The organism is Klebsiella sp. CN_Kp091 (genome assembly GCF_040065095.1).
GTDB lineage: Bacteria > Pseudomonadota > Gammaproteobacteria > Enterobacterales > Enterobacteriaceae > Klebsiella > Klebsiella aerogenes.
This window is the reverse complement of sequence record NZ_JBEAIO010000002.1, coordinates 144,592-167,101: the sequence shown is the minus strand read 5'-3', so window position 1 is coordinate 167,101 and position 22,510 is coordinate 144,592. Positions and strand designations below refer to the sequence as shown.

Genomic DNA, 22,510 nt, shown 5'->3' with positions numbered 1-22,510 from the left:
AAGGGATGTTGCTAAAGAAACGGTATGGTCGACAATTGTCGGTGCTCAGCTTGAGCCTGGCTTTTGCATTTGCTCCACTGTTTAATGTTCAGGCCGCAGAGCCTGAAGTTATACCCACCGACAGCTCTGCGACGGTGGGCGATCTTTCGTCGGCATTAGTCCAAAGCGACGGGCAGTCCGTTGCGGTCGCGCAAATGGCCGGCGAGCAGCCGCTGGCGGCGGATGCCGTGGCGAAAAGCCGCGCTGAAATCGAGGCCATGCTGCCGTCGGGTTATCACCCGGTTTATATCAACCCGCTGGTGGCGCTGTACGCCGCCCGCGACATGAAACCCATGTGGGAGAACCGCGATGCGGTACAGGCCTTCCAGCAGCAGCTGGCAGAGGTCGCTATCGCCGGCTTCCAGCCGCAGTTCACCACATGGGTAAGCTTACTCACGGACCCGTCCATCAGCGGCATGGCTCGCGATGTCGTACTCTCCGACGCCATGATGGGATATCTGCATTTTATTAGCGGTATTCCGATGCAGGGGAACCGTTGGCTGTATGGCTCAACGCCGTACAAAATGGCGACGCCGCCGCTGTCGGTGATTAACCAGTGGCAGCTGGCGCTGGATAACGGTTCGCTACCGCAGTTTATTGCCGGATTGGCGCCACAACATTCACAATATGAAGCAATGCATCAGGCGCTGCTGACGCTGGTGGCGGATAACCGTCCGTGGCCGCAGCTGACCAGTAATGCCTCGCTGCGTCCGGGCGAGTGGAGCAACGATATTGGCGCGCTGCGTGAAATTCTGCAGCGTACCGGCATGCTGGATGATTCGGCGAAAATCGCCCTACCGGGCGATGTGGTAAGCCCATCGGCGAAACCGAAATCGAAAGCAAAACCTGCCGCGCGCGGCGTTTACGATCGCCAACTGGTAGAAGGCGTGAAGCGCTTTCAGGCCTGGCAAGGGCTGGGCGCTGATGGCGTCATCGGCCAGTCCACCCGCGACTGGCTGAACGTCTCTTCAGCGCAGCGTGCCGGCGTACTGGCGCTGAATATCCAGCGTCTGCGTTTGTTACCGAGTAAATTGTCCACCGGCATCATGGTCAATATTCCGGCGTTCTCGCTGGTCTATTACCAGGACGGCAGTCAGGTGCTGGCATCGAGAGTCATTGTCGGTCGTCCGGATCGTAAAACGCCGATGATGAGCAGCGCGTTGAACAACGTGGTAGTCAACCCGCCGTGGAACGTGCCGCCGACGCTGGCGCGCAAAGATATTCTGCCGAAGGTGCGTAACAATCCGGGCTATCTGGAGCAGCATGGCTATACGTTGATGCGCGGCTGGAACAGCAAAGAAGCTATCGATCCGTATGGTGTCGATTGGTCTACCATCACCGAGAAGAATCTACCGTTCCGTTTCCAGCAGGCGCCGGGCGCGCGCAACTCGCTGGGACGTTATAAGTTCAATATGCCAAGCTCGGATGCTATTTATCTCCACGATACGCCGAACCACAATCTGTTCCAGAAAGATGTTCGCGCGTTGAGCTCTGGCTGCGTTCGCGTCAATAAAGCCTCTGAACTGGCGAATATGCTATTGCAGGATGCTGGCTGGAATGATTCACGCATTTCCGACGCGCTGAAGCAGGGGGATACGCGCTACGTCAATATTCGGCAAAATATTCCGGTTAATTTATATTATTTGACCGCCTTTGTTGGCGCTGATGGACGTACACAATATCGAACAGATATTTACAATTACGATCTCACCGCGCGATCCAGCGCACAAATTCTGCCAAAAGCGGAACAATTAATCAGGTAAATGAAGTAGTTCTGCGAAAAATGTTGTCCTAGCACTGAACGAAATCGGGCCATGGTCGTCTACAAGGCCCGTATTTCCTGGGGTGAGGCTGCCTTGACGTTGGCAATAATGCCCGGTAAGGTGCCTTTCGTGCGCCAGAAGTGCATATACATATAATCCGCAAAAATGTATTGCGGCGGTCAATACGACCCAGCCAAAAATGTTTTAGCGGAAAAGTATATTACGATTCATTTACCTGTAGACCTGATTATCATGGACAAATTTGACGCTAATCGCCGCAGATTGCTGGCGTTGGGTGGCGCTGCCCTCGGTGCTGCCGCCATTCTCCCTGCGCCGGCATTTGCCACCCTCTCGACCCCCCGACCGCGTATTTTGACGCTGAATAACCTGCACACCGGTGAATCACTCAAGGCGGAGTTTTTCGATGGTAGAGGCTATATTCAGGATGAATTAGCAAGACTTAACCACTTTTTCCGTGATTTCCGCGCGAACAAAATTAAGTCTATTGACCCAGGATTGTTCGATCAGCTTTACCGCCTGCAGGGACTACTCGGCACCAACAAGCCTGTCCAGCTCATCTCCGGTTATCGCTCCGTTGATACCAACGATGAACTTCGCGCACGAAGCCGTGGTGTAGCGAAACACAGCTATCACACCAAAGGCCAGGCGATGGATTTCCACATTGAAGGCGTTGCCTTAAGCAATATTCGCAAAGCGGCGTTATCTATGCGCTCAGGTGGTGTAGGATACTACCCACGTAGCAACTTTGTGCATATTGATACCGGTCCGGTACGGCACTGGTAACGAAAGGAGCATCATGAACTATCGTATTATTCCGGTCACGGCGTTCGCCCAAAACTGTTCTTTAATTTGGTGTGAACAAACCCGGCTTGCCGCTCTGGTCGATCCTGGCGGCGATGCCGAGCGCATCAAGGAAGAAGTGGCGGCGGCAGGCGTCAGCCTGATGCAGATCCTGTTGACGCATGGTCACCTGGATCACGTCGGCGCGGCAGCCGAGCTGGCGCAACATTACGGTGTGCCAATTATTGGACCGGAAAAAGAAGATGAGTTCTGGCTGGAAGGATTGCCGGCGCAAAGCCGCATGTTCGGGCTGGATGAGTGTCAGCCGTTGCAACCGGACCGCTGGCTGAATGAAGGCGATGTGGTGACCGTCGGCAATATCGCTTTGCAGGTATTGCACTGTCCTGGCCATACGCCGGGGCACGTGGTTTTCTTTGACGATGCCTCTCGTCTGCTGATTTCCGGCGATGTGATTTTCAAAGGCGGAGTAGGGCGCAGCGACTTCCCGCGCGGCGACCATGGACAACTGATTGATGCGATTAAACGTAAACTGCTGCCGTTGGGCGACGACGTGACGTTTATCCCCGGTCATGGCCCGTTATCGACGCTGGGATATGAGCGCCTGCATAATCCGTTCCTGCAGGATGAAATGCCGGTCTGGTAATGCCTGACCTCAAGGAAGTAAAAAAGGCCGCGTTTGCGGCCTTTTTCTTATGCGTCAGGGCTGAGAATTACAGCACCGCGACGATGGCTTCGCACAGCGGCGCCATATTATCAGGCGTCATGCCGGCAACGTTGATACGCCCGGACGCGACCGCATAAATAGCGAACTCTTCACGCAGACGCAGTACCTGCTCTTTGGTCAGGCCGCTAAACGAGAACATCCCATTCTGTTTGGTGATGAAGGTAAAGTCGCGGCTGGCGCCTTTTTCCTGCAGAGTATTCACAAACAGTAAGCGCATGCGCTGAATACGCTGGCGCATATCGGTGAGTTCTTGTTCCCAGATGGCGCGCAGCGCGTCGTTGCTGAGAATCGTCGCCACCACCGAGGCGCCGTGCGCCGGCGGGTTTGAGTAGTTGGCGCGGATAACCGCTTTCATCTGGCTGAACGCGCGATCGACGGTGTCCTGATCGGCGGCAACCAGCGTACAGGCGCCAACGCGCTCGTTATACAGGCCGAAGTTTTTCGAGTAAGAGCTGGCGACCAGTAGCTCTTTATGCAGCGCGGCAAACGCGCGCAGGCCTTCAGCGTCTTCTTCCAGACCGCGGGCGAAGCCCTGGTAGGCGAAGTCAAACAGCGGCAGCCAGCCTTTTTCGGCGGACATTTGCGCCAGCTGCTGCCACTGCTCCAGCGTCGGATCGATACCGGTTGGGTTGTGGCAGCAGCCGTGGAACAGCACAACGTCGCCCGCCTGCGCTTCGTTCAGGCTGGCCAGCAGACCGTCGAAATCAAGCTGGTGGTTAGCGGCATCGTAGTAAGCGTATTCACGCACTTCCAGCCCGGCTGCGCCGAAAACGCTTTTATGGTTCGGCCAGCTTGGGTTGCTTACCCATACCCGTTTAACGTCGGTGTTTTTGGCAAGGAAATCAGCCGCTACGCGCAGGCCGCCGGTGCCGCCTGGGGTTTGGGCGGTACGGGCGCGCTTATCGCTGATAATTGCGCTTCCTTTACCGAACAGCAGCTCCTGAGTGCAGCGACCAAACTCCGGAATACCATCAATACCGAGGTAGTTTTTGGTGGTTTCATTTTCCAGCAGATATTGCTCGGCTTTTTTTACGCTGGTCAGAACAGGTGTTTTACCTGTCTCATCTTTGTAAACACCAATTCCGAGGTTAATTTTGCCTGGGCGGTCATCGGCACGAAACAGATCGGCCAGGCCCAGAATAGGGTCGGCAGGGGCGGCTGTAATGTTCTCAAACATGACGAGGTTCCATTGTGATTACTGAGGGAAATCCGCTATCAGGGTAACGGTAGATTTACAAATTGCCAACCGTTTGCGACAAAAAGCGAGAAGGTTTTTGCAAGTTACGATCTTCGTCTTAGTAACGCAGAAAAGCAGGACCGAAGTCCTGCTTTTTAGGCATATCACGAAGGGGTGTACTACAGATTAGAACTGGTAAACGATACCAACCGCAGCCTGGTCGTCGGTGGCAACGCCAGCTTCACGAGTATAGGAATTGTCGTCCAGCTGGTTGAACTTGTACGCCGCGTACACGTTCATGTTTTTGTTGAAGTAGTACCAGGTACCCAGTTCAATGTATTTAACCAGGTCCGCATCGCCGCCGCCGAAGCCGCCGCGAGCCTGCAGGTTTTTACCTTTCGTCTGCACGTAGCCGAGGGACGGACGCAGACCGAAATCGAACTGATACTGAACCACGGCTTCGAAGTTCTGAGTTTTGCCCGCGAAGTAGTTATCTTCTTCCGGCGTCATGTTGTAAGTCTGGGAGTACATGACAGCGGCGTAGATGTTGTTAGCATCGTACTTAGCAGAGGTTGCCCATGCTTCAGCTTTGTTACCGTTACCGTCACGCTTCTGGTCGGCGCTGCGGTTGGAGTTAGCGTAACCTGCGGACAGCGCGATACCGTTATCAAACGCGTAAGTTGCCGCGGTGCTGAAACCGTCGCCATTCTGTTTACGAACAACGCGGTCGTGATCGTTTTTACCCTGATACTGAAGCGCGAAGCTCAGGCCGTCCACCAGACCGAAGAAGTCTGAGTTACGGTAGGTGGCCACGCCGTTGGTACGGCCGGTCATGTAGTTATCAGTGTAGTTCCAGCCGTCGCCGCCCCACTCAACCAGCATATCGGTTGCGGATTCGACGTCGTAGATAGCGCCGTAGTTACGGCCGTAATCGAATGAACCATATTCGCCCGCTTTCAGACCGGCGAAGGCCAGACGGGTTTTGGTGGTCTGGGAACCTTCAACGTTGGACGCATCCATGTTGTATTCCCACTGGCCGTAACCGATCAACTGGTCGTTGATCTGGGTTTCGCCTTTCAGGCCGATACGGGCATAGGTGGTGTCGTCGCTGCTGGTGTCACCATTGGTGGTCCAGACATGTTCGCCAACCATTTTTCCGTAGAAATCCAGTTTGTTACCATTTTTGTTATAGATTTCCGCAGCGTTGGCCGCACCGGCTACCAGCAGGGCAGGGATCACCACTGCCAGAATATTGCGCTTCATCATTATTTATTACCCTCATTAATATTTTTTATATGACACTTGCCACCGCCAGCAATAAATTCCGTCAATGAAAATTTACAGAACTATTGAAGATAGTTTGGTGTCTGAAGGCATCTTTCCATCGGTGGTGCCGTTTCGCTAGCCGGAAAATGCTACCAATATCGTAAATTGGTTACAAAAAGAAAAAACATGTAACTAAATATGTATTTTTAGGAACTTTGTGAACTCAATCAAAATTCCGTTCCACTTTGCGAAGATTGTCACCTTCTCATATATATCTATATGAATTAGTTATGAATATTTTCGATAAAGCCAGATTTGATTATTTTTTGACTCAATTACGTCCCATTTTCGCTCAGGCGCTATTTTTGCATAACGTGCGCAGAATGATTAAAAAATAGCCAATTCAATCAGCGTATTCACTTGTGTCTTAACATAAGGTGCGAAATCTACGTACTAAGGGTAAGGAAATAGTGAGTAACATAATTACGAAATGTGAAGGTTGATGTTTAAGTTTGTTGAAATTCGTTCACGAAAATTGACATAAAAAAAGGTCGGCTTGCGCCGACCTTGTCAGTGTTTTTACGAAACGCGATTAGAATGTGGCGTTACGTGGCGTACGTGGGAAAGGAATCACGTCGCGAACGTTCTGTACGCCGGTTACGTAGGCGATAAGACGCTCGAAGCCCAGACCGAAGCCGGAATGCGGTACGGTGCCGTAACGGCGCAGATCACGATACCACCAGTAGTCTTCTTTATTCAGACCCATTTCGGCCATACGCGCGTCCAGCACATCCAGGCGCTCTTCACGCTGGGAGCCGCCGATGATTTCGCCGATGCCCGGCGCCAGAACGTCCATTGCGGCGACGGTTTTACCGTCTTCGTTAAGGCGCATGTAGAACGCCTTAATGTCTTTCGGATAGTTTTTCACGACCACCGGCGCTTTGAAGTGCTCTTCGGCCAGATAACGCTCATGCTCGGAGGAGAGATCCACGCCCCAGTACACCGGGTTTTCAAACTGTTTGCCGCAGTTTTCCAGGATAGTGACGGCGTCGGTGTAATCAACCTGGGCAAAATCAGCAGAGACAAAACGCTGCAGACGGTCGATGGCGTCCTTATCTACGCGCTCGGCAAAGAACTTCATGTCATCCGCACGCTCTTCCAGTACCGCCTTGAAGACGTACTTCAGCATGGCTTCCGCCAGACCGGCAACATCGTTGAGGCTCGCGAAGGCAACTTCTGGCTCCAGCATCCAGAACTCCGCCAGGTGGCGGCTGGTGTTGGAGTTTTCGGCGCGGAAGGTTGGGCCGAAAGTATAGATTTTGGACAGTGCGCAGGCATAGGTCTCACCGTTCAACTGACCGGAAACGGTCAGGAACGACTCTTTACCGAAGAAGTCTTTATCGAAATCGACTTTACCCTGGTCGTTACGCGGCAGGTTTTCCAGATCCAGCGTTGATACGCGGAACATTTCACCGGCGCCTTCGGTATCGGAAGCGGTGATAAGCGGGGTGGATACCCAGAAGAAACCCTGTTCGTCGAAGAAACGGTGCAGCGCCTGCGCCAGGGTGTGACGTACGCGCGCTACCGCGCCAATCAGGTTGGTGCGCGGACGCAGGTGCGCCACTTCACGCAGATACTCGATGCTGTGGCGTTTCGCCGCCATCGGGTAAGTGTCCGGATCTTCAACCCAACCGGTGACTTCCACGCTGGAGGCCTGGATTTCAAAGCTCTGGCCCTGACCCTGGGAGGCCACGACTTTGCCGGTGACGATAACCGAGCAGCCGGTTGTCAGGCGCAGCACTTCCTCATTGTAATTGGGCAGAGAATTATTAATAACGGCCTGTACAGGATCAAAGCAGGAACCGTCATAGACGGCGAGGAAAGAAAAGCCAGCTTTAGAATCTCGGCGGGTACGCACCCATCCGCGCACGGTGACTTCGCTGTCAACGGCAACGCGGCCCTGGAGTACGTCGGCTACAGGCACAACGCTCATAATAGTCTCTCTTTGTAGTCCAATAAAAAATTCTGTTTCCCCCTTCAGAGGGGGGATATCTATGTTACCTGTCATCTTCCATCAGACAAGCAGAATTCGCACATGGGAGGGCGGATTTCGGAAATAAATTAGCCGCGGGGCCGTTCTTTACCTTCCGTTTACCTCTTTTACGCGAATTATTCGATAATGACCGTCATTTCCTGCTTCGCGTTTTGCATCGATACGATGGTGCGGAAGGATTTGATATTCCCCGAGGCAAAGAAGAGCTCACGGGTCAAGGCTTCGTATTCCGCCATATCGCGGACGTTGATCACCAGTAGAAAATCGAAGTCGCCGGTGACGTAATAAACCTGCTGCACCTGCGGGCAACTGACAAACCGCTGTTTATCCTCTTCAAGTAGGTCAAGGCGTTCATTCTCGATCGTAACCTGCACCATGATGGTGGTTGGGCGGCCCACTTTACTGGCATCAACCACGCTCACGCTGCCTTTAATGATGCCAGCCTCTTCCAGCGCGGCAATTCGCCGGTTGACCGCTGAAGCGGAAAGACTGACGCGATCGGCGATTTCCCGCTGCGACAGGCGATTGTTGCGCTGTAGCAGGGTGAGAATTTTTTTATCCCAACTATCCAGTTTCATTATCTTTGTCGCCCTAAATACCTGTGATCGACCTCACGTATGCAACTTTGTTGCGTGATAGAGGTGAATCAGAGTGAAAATTGCGAAGCTATGGGCAATTTTGCGCCATTTAACCATCGGCGGCAGTGTACCATCTCAGACAGTGGTAAAGCGTGAAATCGCTACAGAAAGCCACTGACGTTATTTCTATTGCCTAAATAATTCGAGTTGCAGAAAGCCAACGCACATGCAACTTGGAGTATGACGGGTATACATCGATTTATTCGACCATCTCTTTATTGGCCGCGCGGATCCCTGCGCCCTTTATTTGGCCGGGCTGGTCGTTGATTAATTCATCGTCGTACGACGATATGGATAAAAGGTTTATTTATGACGGACACGATTAAATATCAACTCAACGCCCGGCATCTGCCGTATGAACAGGGGGTGGACCTCAGTCTGCTCAATGAAAACGTTGGCGACGAAGTGCTGGCATTCCATCAAAAATTCCCCGCCTATCGGGTAACGCCGCTGCGCAAGTTGGATTATTTAAGCCAGCGTCTCGGGCTGGGATCGTTGCATATAAAGGATGAAGCGCAGCGTTTCGGCCTTAACGCCTTTAAAGGATTAGGCGGTTCTTATGCGATGGGAAAATATCTCGCTGAACAGCTTGGGCGCGATATTAATACTTTGAGCTTTAGCGATCTTAATTCACCAGAAATTAAAGCCCGTATTAAAGATATTGTGTTTGTCACCGCCACCGATGGCAACCACGGCCGCGGCGTGGCGTGGGCGGCGGAGCAGCTTGGGCTACGGGCGGTTGTTTATATGCCTAAAGGTTCCTCGCCGGTACGCGCGCAGAATATTCGCCAGCATGGTGCTGAGTGCACAATAACCGAACTCAATTATGACGATACCGTCCGTCTGGCGGATAAAACCGCCAAAGAGCAGGGGTGGGTACTGCTGCAGGACACCGCCTGGCAGGGCTATGAACAGATCCCTACCTGGATCATGCAAGGTTATATGACGCTCGCCGTTGAAACCTGGCAGCAGTTGGCGCAAAGCGGCGCCAGGATGCCTACGCATCTGTTTTTACAAGCCGGCGTCGGCTCTTTTGCCGGCAGCATTATGGGGTATTTCGTTGAGAAGATGCAGCAGGATGCGCCGACGATAGTGATCCTTGAACCGCATAAAGCGAACTGCCTGTACCGTTCGGCAACCATCAATGACGGGCAACCGCACAGCGTCGGCGGCGACATGGCGACGTTAATGGCCGGCCTTGCTTGCGGCGAACCCAATATCACCAGCTGGCCGATGCTGCGTGACCATGCCCGTTGTTTTATCTCTGCCGATGATTGTCTTGCCGCTAACGGCATGCGCCTGCTGGCCGCGCCGCGGCCAGGTACCGATGAACCCTTTATCTCCGGCGAATCCGGCGCCATCGGCGCGGGAGTGCTTTATGCGCTGATGACCCAGCCGGAATACCGAGAACTTGCCGAAGCGCTGCGCCTGAATGCCGATGCGCAGGTCCTGTTAATCAGCACTGAAGGAGACACGTCACCGGATGTCTATGAAGACATCGTCTGGTTTGGCCGTAATGGCTAATCGCCATCGGCAATAACAAGAGGGCCATCTTACCTACCCTACGAGCCCTCGGTATGACATGCGTTCTGACTAATAACGAAAACATACGCGGATTCGCGTAATGCATAGAGAGAACCTGACCGATGAATACTGAAAATGCTGTGACAGAAAGAGGATGTTGCGATGCCGCAAAGTGGCATAGCGAAGATACCGTGTGGGTGCTTGGCCTGTTCGGCACGGCAATTGGCGCCGGGGTGTTGTTTCTGCCGATTAACGCCGGGATTGGCGGTTTCTGGCCGCTGCTTATCGTTTTTGCTCTCGCTTTTCCGATTACTTATCTGGCGCATCGCGGGCTGGCGCGATTTATTTATTCTTCCAACACGCCGGAAAGCACGATCACCGATGTCATTGGCGAGCATTTTGGCGCGCTAGCGGGGAAGGTGTTTACTGTTATCTATTTCTTCGCCGTGTACACCATTTTGATTATGTATGCGGTAGCTATTACGAATACAGCGCAGAGTTTTATCAGCCATCAGTTGGGACTGGCGGAGCCGCCGCGGGCAGTGGTGTCCATCGTGCTGATCCTCGGGCTGATGTTTATTGTCCGCCTCGGGCAGCGTTTGATTATGCGCGTGATGAGCACCCTGGTTTATCCCTTCATTATTTCACTTATTTTTATGGCGCTGTTTTTGATCCCGCACTGGAACGGCGCGATTTTGCACACCGTGAACTTCAGCGCAATGGGCGATGGGCGCGGCATTTTACTAACGCTGTGGATGACATTTCCGGTGCTGGTTATGTCGTTTAACCACTATCCGATCGTCTCGCCGATGGTCGTGCGCCAGAAGCAGCGCTACGGACTCGCGCTTGCCGAGCGCAAATGCGCGCAGATCCAGCGCTATGGCATCCTGTTAATGACCGTGGTGGTGCTATTTTTCGTTCTCAGCTGCGTGTTGAGCCTGTCGCCGCAGCAGTTAGCGGAAGCAAAAGCGCAGAATTTGTCGATCCTGTCGTACCTCGCCAACCAGTTTGAGACGCCGATTATTGCCTGGCTATCGCCAATCATTGCGTTTGTCGCGATTACGAAATCGTTTCTTGGCCACTATATCGGCGCTTATGAATCGCTGCGCGATCTGATTATCGAGGCCGCCGCCGCGCGGGGGAAAAAACCGACTATCCGCGCAGTTGACGCCGTTATTCTGGTTTTTATGGTCCTCACCTGCTGGTTCGCCGCCTATAAGAACCCAAGCATCCTCGGCATTATCGAGTGCATCAGCGGCCCGACCGGGGCGGCGATTCTACTGCTGTTGCCGATGTATGCCATTCATAAGTTACCGGTGCTGGCGCCGTATCGCGGCAAAGCCAGCAACGTTTTCGTCACCCTGATTGGGTTAATTACCGTATCCGCCATTTTTTACGGCATGTTCCAGTAAACCCGAACAATAGCGAGATGTTTTATGAGTCATGATCTACAGATAAACGGCCAGCGGCTGATCGATTCCCTGTTCGCGCTTGGTGAATGCGGCGCGTTGGAAGGCGGCGGCGTCTGCCGCCTTGCGGCGACCGCGGAAGATAAAGCCGGTAGGGACTTTGTTGTTGCCCGGATGAAAGCGCTGGGGCTGACTATCTATATCGATGCTATCGGCAACGTTACCGGTGTTTATCGCGGAGAAGAGGCGCTACCGATGGTGATGATGGGGTCGCATATCGACACCGTGGGTACTGGCGGCCTGTACGATGGCAACTACGGCGTGATGGCCGGTCTCGAGGTGATTGCCGCCCTTCAGGATGCCGGGATTCGTCCGCGACGTCCGTTAGCCGTAACCTTCTTTACCAATGAGGAGGGGGTGCGCTTCCAGCCCGATATGATGGGAAGCGTGGTGTTTGCCGGGGAGTATCCACTGGCGCAGGCCCTGGCGGCAAAAGACCACAACGGCATTACTCTTGACGAGGCGCTGCGGGAGATTGGCTATAAAGGCGAACATCAGCCGGGCAATCTGCCGGTAGATAGCTACGTCGAACTACATATCGAACAGGGACCTATCCTCGATAAGGAACGGATTGATATCGGCGTCGTCACCGGCGTGCAGGGTATTTCATGGCAAGAATTTACGCTAACAGGCGTGTCGAATCATGCCGGTACGACACCTATGTCCATGCGCCGCGATGCCGGCCTTGCAGCGGCGAAAATCGCCGTTTTCGCCCGTGAACTGGCGATGGGCCTCGGCGGCAATCAGGTGTCTACCGTCGGGCATATGAGCGTTAAACCCAACCTGATTAACGTCATTCCAAATCACGTCGTGATGTCGGTGGATTTACGCAATACCGATAACACTATCTTAATTGAGGCGGAACGGCGCTTAGCCGAGTTTGTCGTCACAACGGCGCAGGAAGAGGGGGTGGAGATAGCCAGCCGTTCACTGGTGCGTTTTAACCCGGTCATTTTTGCCGATGAAATCGTCAATGCCGTTGAAGCGGAGGCGAAACGTCAAGCCCTCAGTTATCGGCGCCTGCCGAGCGGCGCCGGCCACGACGCGCAATTTATGGCTTCGGTATGCCCCGCAGGGATGATTTTTGTCCCCTGTGTTGACGGCATTAGCCACAACGTCAATGAACATAGCGAAGCCAAAGATCTCATTGCCGGCGCCAATGTGCTGCTGCAGGTGGTATTACAGCGCGCGCAGCGTGCGGCATAATTTTTACAGGAGTGAAGAATGAATCAACAACAGTTAAAGCAGCAGCTTATTGCCTGGCGCCATCACCTGCATGCCAATCCGGAAAGCGCCTTTGAAGAAGTCAAAACCTCGCAGTTTATCGCCGAGAAACTCGAAGCGATGGGCATTGAGGTTCACCGTAATATAGGTAAAACCGGGCTGGTGGGCGTATTGAAATGCGGCGACGGTAACGGTGTTATCGCCATCCGCGCCGACATCGATGCTATTCAATTGAACGAACAGGGCGAACGGCCTTACCGCTCCACGACCGCCGAACGGATGCACGGCTGCGGGCATGATGGCCATACCTGCATTGCGCTGGGCGCGGCGCAGTTGCTATTGCAGCGGCAAAACTTTAACGGAACCGTCTGTTTTGTTTTTCAACCTGCGGAAGAACCCGGTTATGGCGCCAATGCGATGATGACGGACGGCGTTATCGAGCGTTTCGGCATCGAGGAGATTTACGGCCTGCACAATATGCCGGGTATGAAAGCCGGGACCATCGCCACCCGTGTCGGCGGCATTATGGCCAGCGAAGATAACTTTATTATCCGTATTAAGGGGCAGGGGGCGCATGCCGCCCGGCCGCATATGGCGAAGGATCCGCTGGTGATTGCGGCAGAAATTATTCTGGCGCTGCAGACCATCGTTTCACGCAATATCGACCCGAACGTGCCGGCGGTGATCTCCTGTACGGAGCTTCATACTGACGGTATCCGCAATGCGATCCCCACGCATGTGGAAATTAAAGGGGATACCCGCAGCTACTCCGCTGACGTACAGGCGCTGCTGGAAGCGCGCATGCGGACCATCAGCGAAGCGATTTGCGCGATGCACGGCGCGCAGTGCGAGTTTAGCTATACCCATGAATTCGCCCCGACGGTGAACTGGCAGCAATGCGTTGATGTCGCGGTCAATGCGGCGGTGAACGTCGTGGGGGCGGAAAATGTCGACGGCAACGTCGCGCAGATGATGATTTCGGAGGACTTCGGCGCCTTCCTGCAGGAGATTCCCGGCTGTTTCATCTTTTTAGGTAACGGCGATGCGTCTGATACTCAGGGCAATACGCCGCTGCATAACGCTTGCTACGACTTTAATGATGAAATTTTACTGACCGGCGCGGAGTATTTTGCCGAGGTGATCAGGACGAGATTGCCGCAGTAGAGATGTTGGTCGGCCCGGCAGCGTAACGCCGCCGGGCCGTTTTTTTAACTCGCCTTTTTAATCGGCGGCAGATCGAAGGCCTCACGCAGGGCACGGACGAAAGCCTTGTCGTGGCAGATGGTTTTACCCGGGCTATCGGAGAGTTTCGCCACCGGCTTGCCGTTACATTCTACTAGTTTTATGACGATATTCAGCGGTTTCACCTGTGGGATGTCGCAGGTTAACCGGGTGCCGATACCGAAACTGAGATTCACCCGCGAGGAGAAGTGGCGATACAGATCGACCGCTTTGCCGAGGTCGAGGTTATCGGAGAACACCAGCACTTTACTCATCGGGTCGATACCCAATTTCTGATAATGGGCGATAGCTTTCTCGCCCCACTCCAGCGGATCCCCGGAGTCATGGCGCAGTCCCTGATAGCGGGTGGCGAATTCAGGACCGAAATCACGCAGGAAAGCGTCCATGGTGATGCAGTCGGTCAGAGCAATACCCAGCCGATCCGGATATTCCGCCAGCCAGGCGGCAAGCGCCGCGCGCTGGCTGCTGGCAAGGTTTGGACTGATCTGCTGGTGGGCCTGGAACCATTCGTGCGCCTGGGTGCCCATCGGGGTTAAATTGAGTCGGCGGGCCAGATCGTAATTGCTGGTGCCGACAAACCACGGCTCCTGCTGCAAGCGCTGCACGATAGCCTGCTGTACTTCACGGGAGAAGCGGCGGCGGGTGCCGAAATCCATCAGGCGGAATGCCGACATATCGATGTCGGCGGTTATGTCGGCGAAGTCGGCAAGCTTATGTTCGAGCGTCTCCAGCGCCAGATCGACGCCGATTTCCGGCGAACGGTAGTGGTGCACCAGTTCGCTGATGACCGCCAGCAGCGGCACTTCCCACATGATCACTTCGCGCCACGGCCCGGCGAGGCGAATATTCAGCTTGCCATGATCGTTGATAACGGTGACCTGGCTTGGGTCGTAACGGAAGTCGCGTAGCCAGTCGAGATAGTCCTGCGAGAAGAACGGCAGGGTGGACAGCCAGCGATACTCATCGTCCTGCAGCTTCAGGTCGCGCATGGTTTCGACCTGCTCGCGAATCGCGTCGGCATAGATGCCGAGCAGATCGTCTCCGCGGCAGCGGAACTCTGCCGCTACCTCCACATCGTAGTAGCGGTGGAAGACGGCCTGCTGCATATGCAGCTTATAGGCATCCGTATCAAGCAGCGAGTGCAGTACAGGAGAAGTGAATTGTGTCATGGTGCGCAGTAGCATCCTCTCACTGGGGCGTTCCATTCAAACCAAAGCAGAAAAAAGGAGGCGGAGTATACCTTTAATACCCGGTGCTGTCCTGCTGCGATGGCTCGACGGTAACGCTGACGGTCATTTGCGAGGCCTAGTTTAATATATTGAACACGGATCACACCACAAGCTTTGCGTCGGGTCGAGCGCATTTCGTGCCTCATGTGTTATCAAAATGTAGCGATTTTCGTGTTGAACGTTGAAAAGATGAAGATTCTGCATAGCGCGATCTGCGCAACAGGAATAGACTGGAGCCGATACTTTACAGACACGCTAAAGGTTTTTTATGACACAACAGCCCCAAGCCAAATACCGCCACGACTACCGTGCGCCGGATTATCTGATTAGCGATATTGATTTGACCTTTGACCTGGATGCCGCGAAAACCGTTGTCACGGCCGAGAGTAAGGTTTCCCGTCACGCGGCTGCGTCTGATGTGCCATTGCGTCTGGATGGCGAAGACCTGACCCTGATTTCACTGCAGGTGAACGGCCAGCCGTGGAACGACTATAAAGAAGAAAATAATCAGCTGGTGATTGGCGGTTTGCCGGACAATTTCACCCTGACTATCGTCAATGAAATTAGCCCGGCGGCGAACACCGCGCTGGAAGGCCTGTATCAGTCAGGCGAAGCGCTATGTACCCAGTGCGAAGCAGAGGGCTTCCGCCATATTACCTGGTACCTCGACCGTCCGGATGTGCTGGCGCGCTTCACCACCAAAATCATCGCCGATAAGGCGAAATACCCCTACCTGCTTTCTAACGGTAACCGCGTAGCCCAGGGTGAGCTGGACAATGGCCGTCACTGGATCCAATGGCAGGATCCGTTCCCGAAACCCTGTTACCTGTTCGCGCTGGTAGCCGGCGATTTCGATGTGCTGCGTGACACCTTCACCACCCGTTCCGGGCGTGAAGTCGCCCTTGAACTGTACGTTGACCGCGGCAACCTCGACCGCGCGCCGTGGGCGATGACTTCGCTGAAGAATTCGATGAAGTGGGACGAAACTCGTTTCGGTCTCGAATATGACCTCGACATCTATATGATCGTCGCCGTCGACTTCTTCAATATGGGCGCGATGGAGAACAAAGGCCTCAACGTCTTTAACTCTAAATACGTGCTGGCCCGTACCGATACCGCGACCGATAAAGACTACCTCGATATCGAACGCGTCATAGGTCACGAATATTTCCATAACTGGACCGGCAACCGTGTGACCTGTCGCGACTGGTTCCAGCTCAGCCTGAAAGAAGGGCTGACCGTATTCCGCGATCAGGAGTTCAGTTCCGATCTCGGCTCGCGTGCGGTAAACCGTATCAATAACGTGCGTACCATGCGCGGGCTACAGTTTGCCGAAGACGCCAGCCCGATGGCGCACCCGATCCGTCCGGATATGGTTATCGAAATGAACAACTTCTACACCCTGACGGTCTATGAAAAGGGCGCCGAAGTGATCCGTATGCTGCACACCCTGTTGGGCGAAGCCAATTTCCAGAAAGGGATGCAGTTGTACTTTGAACGCCATGACGGCAGCGCCGCCACCTGCGATGATTTCGTGCAGGCGATGGAAGATGCTTCGAACGTGGATCTGTCGCATTTCCGTCGCTGGTACAGCCAGTCCGGCACGCCGGTCGTTACCGTGCATGACGACTATAACCCGGAAACCGAGCAGTACACCCTGACTATCAGCCAGCGTACGCCGCCGACCGCGGAACAGGCCGACAAGCAGCCGCTGCACATCCCGTTCAGTATCGAGCTGTACGATAACGAAGGCAAAGCGATCCCGCTGCAGAAGGGCGGTCATCCGGTACATCACGTATTGAATGTCACCCAGGCGGAACAGACATTCGTCTTTGATAACGTTTACTTCCAGCCGGTACCGGCGCTGCTGTGTGAATTCTCCGCGCCGGTCAAGCTTGAATATAAGTGGAGCGACCAGCAGCTGACGTTCCTGATGCGCCACGCGCGTAACGACTTCTCGCGTTGGGATGCCGCGCAGAGTCTGCTGGCGACCTACATCAAACTCAACGTTAATCGTCATCAGCAGGGGCAGCCGCTGTCGCTGCCGATCCACGTCGCTGACGCCTTCCGCGCGATCCTGCTCGATGAGAAAATCGATCCGGCGCTGGCGGCGGAAATTTTAACGCTGCCGTCGGCCAACGAAATTGCTGAACTGTTCGCCATCATCGATCCGATTGCCATCGCGGCGGTGCGCGAAGCGCTGACCCGTACGCTGGCGAAAGAACTGGCCGATGAGCTGCTGGTGGTTTACAACGCCAACAAGCTCGACAGCTATCGCGTAGACCATGCCGATATCGGTAAACGTTCCCTGCGCAATACCTGCCTGCGCTATCTGGCTTTTGGCGATGTTGAATTGGCAGATAAGCTGGTGCAAGCCCAGTATCATCATGCTGACAACATGACCGACGCGTTGGCTGCGCTGTCGTCGGCGGTGGCGGCGGAGTTGCCGTGCCGTGATGCATTGATGCAGGAGTATGACGATAAGTGGCACCAGGACGGTCTGGTGATGGATAAGTGGTTTATTCTGCAGTCCACCAGCCCGGCGGCCAATGTGGTTGAGACGGTACGCGGCTTGCTCAAGCACCGTTCATTCACGATGAGCAACCCAAACCGGGTACGTTCGCTGATCGGCGCCTTCGCGAGTAGCAACCCGGCGGCGTTCCATGCCGAAGACGGCAGCGGTTACCAGTTCCTGGTGGAAATGCTGACCGAGCTCAATAGCCGCAACCCGCAGGTGGCGTCGCGTCTAATTGAGCCGCTGATTCGTCTGAAACGCTACGATGAGAAACGTCAGGCCAAGATGCGTGCGGCGCTGGAACAGCTGAAAGGGCTGGAGAATCTCTCCGGCGATCTGTTCGAGAAGATTACCAAAGCGCTGGCGTAACGGCCGCAAAATCCCCGGTGGCGCTCTCGCTTACCGGGGCTACAGCGCTGTGCGATTTGGTAGCCCGGCCGAGCGAAGCGCGGGCCGGGGACATTAGTTAGCCATGACCAAACAAACGCGGCGCACGATCGCTGTCGCCGCGCTTCATCACCCGATCGAGCACCTGTGCTTCCAGTTCCGCCAGCTTTGCCGAGCCGAACCGCCGCGGACGCGGAATATCCACGCTCAAATCGAGGCCAATTTTCTTTTCTTCTATTAACAGCACCCGGTCGGCCATCGCCACCGCTTCACTCACATCATGAGTTACCAGCAACACGGTAAAGCCGTGTTCTTGCCAGAGCGAAACAATCAATTCCTGCATTTCCAGACGGGTGAGGGCGTCAAGCGCTCCCAGCGGTTCATCCAGCAGCAGCAGACGCGGGCGATGGATCAGCGCGCGGGCCAGCGCAACGCGCTGTTTTTGCCCGCCGGAGAGGGCCGCCGGCCACTCATCGGCTCTCTCTTCCAGCCCGACGCTGGCCAGCGCCTGGCGGGCGGCATCGCGCCACTGGCCCTTCAGCCCAAGTCCAACGTTGTCGATAACCGTTTTCCACGGTAGCAACCGCGCGTCCTGGAACATCATGCGCGTATCCTCCTGGATCTGCGCAAGCGGCGTCGCGCCTGCCAGCAGTTCGCCGCCATTGGGTTTTTCCAGCCCGGCCAGCAGGCGCAGCAGGGTGCTTTTACCGCCGCCGCTGCGGCCGACCACTGCGACAAATTGCCCGGTAGGAATATGTAAATCCAGCTCATTGAGAATGACATTGTCGCCGTAGCGTTTGCTGACCCCATTGAGTAACAGCGGGATCCCGGGATTAAGACGAGCAGTATTCATGCGTTAGCCTCCTGAAGACGGTACGCCGGGTTCCAGCGCAGCCAGACGCGTTCCAGCAGTTGCGCGCTAAAATCGGCGAGCTTGCCGAGAATGGCGTAAAGAATAATGGCGACCACCACCACATCGGTTTGCAGAAATTCGCGGGCGTTCATCGCCAGATAGCCAATCCCGGCATTAGCCGAGATGGTCTCAGCAACGATAAGCGTCAGCCACATTAATCCGAGAGCGAAGCGAATGCCGACCATAATCGAGGGCAGGGCGCCGGGGAGGATTACGTGGCGGAAGAGGGCGAACCCGGATAAGCCATAGCTACGCGCCATTTCCACCAGACCGCGATCGATATTGCGGATACCGTGCCAGGTATTGATATAAATCGGAAACATCGTCCCCAGCGCGACAAGAAATATTTTGGCGCTTTCGTCAATACCAAACCACAAAATCACCAATGGAATTAGCGCCAGATGCGGCACATTGCGCAGCATCTGGATGGAGGTATCCAGCAGGCGTTCGCCCCAGCGCGAGAGGCCGCTGATGAGTCCGAGCGTCAGGCCGATGGAGCCGCCAATGGCGAAGCCGAGTAAGGCGCGCCAGGAACTGATCGCCAGGTGTTGCCACAGCTCGCCGCTGGCGGAGAGCGTCCAGAAGGCTTTCAGTACCCCCTCCGGAGAGGGGAGAATACGGGTTGAGAGCCAGCCTACCGATGACGCCAATTGCCAGATAAGCACGGTGCCCACCGGTAAAAACCAAGGAGCGAGGCGTAATAGAAGTTTTTGCGAAGAGGCTGCCATAGTTCGCTCCCTAACTTTGCGCCGCTTTACGCGGGATAAATTCGTTCGCCACCGCTTCGCCCTGCAGGCGCAAGTTTTGCGGCTGAGGGATCGTCGGGACGTTGACATCGAGCAGCGGGAACAGCAGTTCGCCGACTCGCCAGGCTTCCTCAAGGTGCGGGTAGCCGGAGAAGATAAAACTGTCGATGCCTAGTTCGGCGTATTCATTAATACGTTCGGCGACGGTAGCCGCATCGCCCACCAGCGCGGTGCCCGCGCCACCGCGCGCCAGACCGACGCCCGCCCACAGATTCGGGCTGATTTCCAGCTTGTCGCGACGGCCGTTGTGCAGCGCCGCCATGCGGTGCTGGCCAACAGAATCGGTTTGCGCGAAGGCTGCCTGCGCGCGGGCGATGGTTTCGTCATCCAGATGGGAGATTAAGCTTTCCGCCGCTTGCCATGCCTCTTCATTGGTTTCGCGAACGATGACGTGCAAACGAATACCAAAGCGGACGCTGCGGCCGAGGCGCGCGGCTTTCTCACGCACCTGGGCGATTTTTTCCGCCACCTGCGCTGGCGGTTCGCCCCAGGTCAGGTAGAGGTCGACCTGTTCGGCGGCCAGATCCTGTGCAACGTCCGAGGAGCCGCCAAAGTAGAGCGGCGGTCGCGGCTGTTGCTGCGGCGGGAAGAGCAGTTTCGCCCCGCGCACGTGCTGGTGCTTGCCGTGGAAAGTCACGGTTTCACCTTCCATCAGTTTGCGCCAGATATGGGTGAACTCGGCGGAGGCTTCGTAGCGTTCGGTGTGGTCGAGGAATACGCCATCGCCGGCTAATTCATTTGGATCGCTGCCGGTGACCAGATTGAACAAGGCCCGGCCATTAGAGAGCCGGTCAAGCGTGGCAGCCTGGCGCGCGGCGACGGTGGGGGATACCACGCTTGGGCGCAGCGCGACAAGAAACTTCAGCCGTTGGGTGACGGGGATCATTGAAGCGGCAACCAGCCAGGCATCTTCGCACGAGCGTCCGGTAGGAATGAGTACGCCGGTGAAGCCGAGCCGGTCGGCGGCCTGGGCGATTTGCTGCAGATAACTGTAATCTACCGGGCGCGCGCCTTCATCGGTGCCCAGATAGCGGCCGTCACCGTGGGTGGGTAAGAACCAGAACATATTCAGACTCATGATTTCGCTCCTTGTGCGGGGGCAGGCTGCCAGATACGGTTTTGAATAGTGATTTTTTTCGGTACCAGCTTGTTTTCATAGAAGAGATCGGCGGTTTGCTGCTGGCGAGCGGCCGTTTCAGCACTTACCGGTGATATCGCAGTGGGCGGACGATGGTCGAGATAGCTGGCAATCACCGCTTCGGGTAGACCCATCGTTTTGGCCAGCAGGGCAATACTTTGCTGGCGATGGCTAATGGTCAGGGCATCCGCCTGGCTAAAGGTCTCCAGCACGCCTTCGATAAAGGCGCCGTTCTTTTCGGCATAAGGACGAGCGGCAAGATAGAACGAACCGGTCTGCTTTAGGTCGCTACCATCTTTCAGTACCCGTACCCCGCCTTGCAGCAGCGCCGCAGAGTAATAGGGATCCCAGATGGCCCAGGCGTCGACATTGCCCTGCTGGAAGGCGGCGCGAGCATCGGCGGGGGCGAGATACACCGGCTGGATATCGCTGAATTTCAGACCTGCCTGCTGTAGAGCGCGCAGCAGCAGATTGTGCGAGCTTGAGCCCTTCTGGAACGCCACCTTACGGCCTTTCAGTTCAGCCACGCTTTTGATTGGGCTGTTATCGGCAACCAGAATCACTTCCGCTTTCGGTTTCGCTGGTTCAGCGCCGATATAGACCAGATCGGCGCCGGCAGCCTGAGCGAAAATCGGTGGGATATCGCCGGTGCTGCCGATATCAATACTGCCGACGTTCAGCGCTTCCAGCATTTGCGGCCCGGCGGGAAACTCGACCCACGAAATCTTAGTTTGCGGATAGCGTTGCTCCAGCAGTTGATGGCTCTTCGCCAGCACCATACTGACGCTGCCTTTCTGGTAGCCGATGCGTAACGCTTCCGGCGCCTGCGGGGCCGCATGCGTAATAAAGGAAAGCATGAGTAGCCCGCCGAGGGTTAGGGCACGCAGAGGATTAAGCATGCTCAACCCCCTGTAACGTCTTTAGTCCGGGGATGCGGCTGTTGCGGCGATTCAGCGCCTGCCAGAAGGTCTCCAGCGCCTGGTCGAGACGGTTTTGCAGATTCGGTGTGAACTGCGGCTTGTGTTGATAATCGGTGACCTGGCTGTCATCGGCGAATACGCCGTGGAGGATCTCCTGCGCTTTGAGAGCGTTAAGCACTGGTTTAAGCGCGTAATCGACCGCCAGCATATGGGCGATGGTGCCGCCTGTCGCCAGCGGCAGGACAATTTTGCCTTCCAGAGCGCGTTCGGGGAGCAAGTCTAGTAGCGTCTTCAGCGCGCCGGAAAAAGAGGCTTTATAGACGGGAGTGGCGATAATCAGGCCATCAGCGCCGGCCAGTTGTTCATTTAAGGTATGCAGAGCGGGGTTATCGAAGCGGGCGTAAAGCAGATCTTCGGGATCGAAATTCTGTAAATGCCAGTGATAGACTTCGATGTCGGCCGCGGTAAGTTTCTCTCTGGTGTACTCCAGCAATGCGCTTGAGCGAGAAGGGTAGCGGGGGCTGCCCGCGATTGTAATAACGCGCATACACTCTCCTTATAACCAAATGTTTGCATTTATCTATAATTGATAACATTTTATGGCAGTGTGACAGAGGGCGTTTATTTCCCTAAATGATTTTTCCGGCGTTAAATTGCCAAA

The 22,510-nt window shown here is 55.2% G+C and carries 17 protein-coding genes and 1 pseudogene; 8 read left to right on the top strand and 10 right to left on the bottom strand.

Annotation, left to right across the window (positions count from 1 at the left end; genetic code table 11):
• Positions 1 to 5 precede the first annotated feature (5 nt).
• From ldtD to ABLV17_RS01960, 3 genes are all read left to right on the top strand, one after another.
• Positions 6 to 1,802 (top strand): L,D-transpeptidase, encoded by a 1,797-nt coding sequence (gene ldtD / locus ABLV17_RS01970; protein WP_087858142.1) that lies wholly within the window; start codon positions 6 to 8, stop codon positions 1,800 to 1,802.
• A gap of 252 nt (positions 1,803 to 2,054) precedes the next feature.
• Complete coding sequence (locus ABLV17_RS01965; RefSeq protein WP_015367456.1) at positions 2,055 to 2,606, top strand: YcbK family protein; 552 nt, start codon at positions 2,055 to 2,057, stop codon at positions 2,604 to 2,606.
• 13 nt (positions 2,607 to 2,619) lie between these two features.
• Positions 2,620 to 3,267 (top strand): MBL fold metallo-hydrolase, encoded by a 648-nt coding sequence (locus tag ABLV17_RS01960; protein WP_015367455.1) that lies wholly within the window; start codon positions 2,620 to 2,622, stop codon positions 3,265 to 3,267.
• 67 nt (positions 3,268 to 3,334) lie between these two features.
• On the opposite strand, the gene ABLV17_RS01955 is transcribed toward ABLV17_RS01960, so the two are convergent.
• The 4 genes from ABLV17_RS01955 to ABLV17_RS01940 form a co-directional block, all read right to left on the bottom strand.
• On the bottom strand, positions 3,335 to 4,525 hold the full coding sequence (locus tag ABLV17_RS01955) for an amino acid aminotransferase (RefSeq protein WP_045395708.1): 1,191 nt from the start codon (positions 4,523 to 4,525) through the stop codon (positions 3,335 to 3,337).
• A 186-nt stretch (positions 4,526 to 4,711) separates the two neighbouring features.
• On the bottom strand, positions 4,712 to 5,791 hold the full coding sequence (gene ompK35, locus ABLV17_RS01950) for a porin OmpK35 (protein ID WP_113374283.1): 1,080 nt from the start codon (positions 5,789 to 5,791) through the stop codon (positions 4,712 to 4,714).
• Positions 5,792 to 6,383: 592 nt separating this feature from the next.
• Positions 6,384 to 7,784, bottom strand: a complete 1,401-nt coding sequence (asnS, locus tag ABLV17_RS01945; RefSeq protein WP_308958946.1) for an asparagine--tRNA ligase — start codon at positions 7,782 to 7,784, stop codon at positions 6,384 to 6,386.
• 176 nt (positions 7,785 to 7,960) lie between these two features.
• A complete protein-coding gene (locus ABLV17_RS01940; protein ID WP_045395698.1) occupies positions 7,961 to 8,422 on the bottom strand; it encodes an Lrp/AsnC family transcriptional regulator in 462 nt (153 codons plus the stop codon).
• 369 nt (positions 8,423 to 8,791) lie between these two features.
• Here ABLV17_RS01940 and dpaL point away from each other — a divergent pair, with 369 nt between their 5' ends.
• The 4 genes from dpaL to ABLV17_RS01920 all read left to right on the top strand — a co-directional run bounded on the left by dpaL (position 8,792) and on the right by ABLV17_RS01920 (position 13,863).
• Positions 8,792 to 10,006 (top strand): diaminopropionate ammonia-lyase, encoded by a 1,215-nt coding sequence (gene dpaL / locus ABLV17_RS01935; RefSeq protein WP_228302372.1) that lies wholly within the window; start codon positions 8,792 to 8,794, stop codon positions 10,004 to 10,006.
• A 122-nt stretch (positions 10,007 to 10,128) separates the two neighbouring features.
• Positions 10,129 to 11,418, top strand: a complete 1,290-nt coding sequence (locus tag ABLV17_RS01930; protein WP_049059585.1) for an aromatic amino acid transport family protein — start codon at positions 10,129 to 10,131, stop codon at positions 11,416 to 11,418.
• Positions 11,419 to 11,442: 24 nt separating this feature from the next.
• Entirely contained in the window at positions 11,443 to 12,681 is a 1,239-nt protein-coding gene (locus ABLV17_RS01925) for a Zn-dependent hydrolase (protein WP_049059584.1), read from the top strand.
• An 18-nt stretch (positions 12,682 to 12,699) separates the two neighbouring features.
• Positions 12,700 to 13,863, top strand: a complete 1,164-nt coding sequence (locus ABLV17_RS01920; RefSeq protein ID WP_100631484.1) for a M20 aminoacylase family protein — start codon at positions 12,700 to 12,702, stop codon at positions 13,861 to 13,863.
• Positions 13,864 to 13,907: 44 nt separating this feature from the next.
• On the opposite strand, the gene pncB is transcribed toward ABLV17_RS01920, so the two are convergent.
• Positions 13,908 to 15,110, bottom strand: coding sequence for a nicotinate phosphoribosyltransferase (gene pncB / locus ABLV17_RS01915; RefSeq protein ID WP_271032276.1), 1,203 nt, complete (start codon positions 15,108 to 15,110; stop codon positions 13,908 to 13,910).
• 328 nt (positions 15,111 to 15,438) lie between these two features.
• Between pncB and pepN the strand changes: the two genes are divergently transcribed.
• A complete protein-coding gene (gene pepN / locus ABLV17_RS01910) occupies positions 15,439 to 18,054 on the top strand; it encodes an aminopeptidase N (protein ID WP_308958473.1) in 2,616 nt (871 codons plus the stop codon).
• Positions 18,055 to 18,151: 97 nt separating this feature from the next.
• Here the strand turns inward: pepN and ssuB are convergent, their stop codons facing one another.
• The 5 genes and pseudogenes from ssuB to ssuE form a co-directional block, all read right to left on the bottom strand.
• Complete coding sequence (ssuB, locus tag ABLV17_RS01905; RefSeq protein ID WP_308958472.1) at positions 18,152 to 18,925, bottom strand: aliphatic sulfonates ABC transporter ATP-binding protein; 774 nt, start codon at positions 18,923 to 18,925, stop codon at positions 18,152 to 18,154.
• Positions 18,922 to 19,713 (bottom strand): aliphatic sulfonate ABC transporter permease SsuC, encoded by a 792-nt coding sequence (gene ssuC, locus ABLV17_RS01900; RefSeq protein ID WP_015367447.1) that lies wholly within the window; start codon positions 19,711 to 19,713, stop codon positions 18,922 to 18,924. Before ssuC ends, ssuB begins: the two co-directional genes overlap by 4 nt.
• Before the next feature lie 10 nt (positions 19,714 to 19,723).
• Positions 19,724 to 20,869, bottom strand: a complete 1,146-nt coding sequence (ssuD, locus tag ABLV17_RS01895) for an FMNH2-dependent alkanesulfonate monooxygenase (RefSeq protein ID WP_015367446.1) — start codon at positions 20,867 to 20,869, stop codon at positions 19,724 to 19,726.
• Positions 20,829 to 21,828: pseudogene (locus ABLV17_RS01890) on the bottom strand (sulfonate ABC transporter substrate-binding protein). The gene ssuD and the pseudogene ABLV17_RS01890 overlap by 41 nt, the downstream one beginning before the upstream one ends.
• Entirely contained in the window at positions 21,821 to 22,396 is a 576-nt protein-coding gene (gene ssuE / locus ABLV17_RS01885) for an NADPH-dependent FMN reductase (RefSeq protein ID WP_087858135.1), read from the bottom strand. Before ssuE ends, ABLV17_RS01890 begins: the two are co-directional and overlap by 8 nt.
• Between the last annotated feature and the right edge of the window lie 114 nt (positions 22,397 to 22,510).

Coding starts and splice junctions, on each gene's coding strand:
- ldtD (WP_087858142.1), top strand. CDS start 6: ATGTTGCTAAAGAAACGGTATGGTCGACAATTGTCGGTGCTCAGCTTG.
- ABLV17_RS01965 (WP_015367456.1), top strand. CDS start 2,055: ATGGACAAATTTGACGCTAATCGCCGCAGATTGCTGGCGTTGGGTGGC.
- ABLV17_RS01960 (WP_015367455.1), top strand. CDS start 2,620: ATGAACTATCGTATTATTCCGGTCACGGCGTTCGCCCAAAACTGTTCT.
- ABLV17_RS01955 (WP_045395708.1), bottom strand. CDS start 4,525: ATGTTTGAGAACATTACAGCCGCCCCTGCCGACCCTATTCTGGGCCTG.
- ompK35 (WP_113374283.1), bottom strand. CDS start 5,791: ATGATGAAGCGCAATATTCTGGCAGTGGTGATCCCTGCCCTGCTGGTA.
- asnS (WP_308958946.1), bottom strand. CDS start 7,784: ATGAGCGTTGTGCCTGTAGCCGACGTACTCCAGGGCCGCGTTGCCGTT.
- ABLV17_RS01940 (WP_045395698.1), bottom strand. CDS start 8,422: ATGAAACTGGATAGTTGGGATAAAAAAATTCTCACCCTGCTACAGCGC.
- dpaL (WP_228302372.1), top strand. CDS start 8,792: ATGACGGACACGATTAAATATCAACTCAACGCCCGGCATCTGCCGTAT.
- ABLV17_RS01930 (WP_049059585.1), top strand. CDS start 10,129: ATGAATACTGAAAATGCTGTGACAGAAAGAGGATGTTGCGATGCCGCA.
- ABLV17_RS01925 (WP_049059584.1), top strand. CDS start 11,443: ATGAGTCATGATCTACAGATAAACGGCCAGCGGCTGATCGATTCCCTG.
- ABLV17_RS01920 (WP_100631484.1), top strand. CDS start 12,700: ATGAATCAACAACAGTTAAAGCAGCAGCTTATTGCCTGGCGCCATCAC.
- pncB (WP_271032276.1), bottom strand. CDS start 15,110: ATGACACAATTCACTTCTCCTGTACTGCACTCGCTGCTTGATACGGAT.
- pepN (WP_308958473.1), top strand. CDS start 15,439: ATGACACAACAGCCCCAAGCCAAATACCGCCACGACTACCGTGCGCCG.
- ssuB (WP_308958472.1), bottom strand. CDS start 18,925: ATGAATACTGCTCGTCTTAATCCCGGGATCCCGCTGTTACTCAATGGG.
- ssuC (WP_015367447.1), bottom strand. CDS start 19,713: ATGGCAGCCTCTTCGCAAAAACTTCTATTACGCCTCGCTCCTTGGTTT.
- ssuD (WP_015367446.1), bottom strand. CDS start 20,869: ATGAGTCTGAATATGTTCTGGTTCTTACCCACCCACGGTGACGGCCGC.
- ssuE (WP_087858135.1), bottom strand. CDS start 22,396: ATGCGCGTTATTACAATCGCGGGCAGCCCCCGCTACCCTTCTCGCTCA.